The sequence below is a fragment of the Escherichia sp. MOD1-EC7011 genome, from assembly GCF_002965005.1.
GTDB lineage: Bacteria > Pseudomonadota > Gammaproteobacteria > Enterobacterales > Enterobacteriaceae > Escherichia > Escherichia ruysiae.
The window spans coordinates 1-359 of sequence record NZ_PTRD01000090.1 but is presented as its reverse complement, the minus strand read 5'-3'; the positions used below and the strand labels follow the sequence as shown (position 1 = coordinate 359).

At 48.2% G+C, this 359-nt stretch carries 1 pseudogene; it reads left to right on the top strand.

Features of this window, described 5'->3' with window-relative positions:
- A pseudogene (locus A7098_RS23600) lies at positions 1-230 on the top strand (conjugal transfer protein); the annotation flags it as partial.
- Positions 231-359 lie beyond the last annotated feature (129 nt).

The following is a 359-nucleotide window of genomic DNA, read 5'->3' as shown; positions in this document are numbered from 1 at the left end:
CCGTAAATCACGAGTCAGACAGCCACATATCACCTGCACCAGAACTGATGCAGTTTCATCTGAAAACCCGGGAGGCACCGCTTTTTGCTGCCGTCAACACACCAGAAAAACAGCCGGATCATCTGTTCCGCTCGCTGGGTTTTAATCGTACCTGGGAGGAATGGCAGCGCGAGGAAGATGCACGAACACACACCACCGAGAGGAGACATGATCGCGGTTGGTCACAGTGAATGTGAACAATATTTTGTTTTGTTTAACATCGTGTTATGTTCTTCGATGTTCATCGACAGGGATGAATGCAAGAAGCACACTCACATAACGCAAGCATAGTTTTGTTTTTCCGCCCCCAAAAATTGGGG